This is a genomic window from Gilvimarinus sp. 1_MG-2023, assembly GCF_030548285.1.
In genome coordinates, this window is the sequence record NZ_JAUOSC010000531.1 from 1 (window position 1) to 332 (window position 332).

A 332-nucleotide genomic window follows, 5' to 3' on the forward strand; every position below is an offset into this window, starting at 1 on the left:
GCCCTGGTGCATTGGCTATGCAGCGGTTTGCCTCTGACATTAATGGCCCCGGTGCTGGGATTAATGATGGCGCTGCCTGATGACGCTTACATCGGTATGTTACTGAGCCTGGCGGTCGGAACGCCGATTCTGAGCCTGCTGGGATCTGTGGGGGCGGCGTTGACGGCCGGGGTGCGCAGTGGTGGATTGCTATTGAGTCTATTGATTTTACCTATGTATGTACCGGTGTTGATCTTTGCTGCCAGTGCGGTTTATCACGCCGGACTGGGGATGGCATACAATGGCCAGATCGGTTTTCTGGGCGCCATGTTGGCGCTGTCTGTGTGTTTGAC

1 protein-coding gene is annotated in these 332 nt (G+C 56.0%); it reads left to right on the forward strand.

The annotated features are described in order from the left end of the window. Nucleotides 1–332: heme exporter protein CcmB (locus Q4563_RS17950; protein ID WP_303605468.1), on the forward strand; the 332-nt coding region annotated here is incomplete at both ends.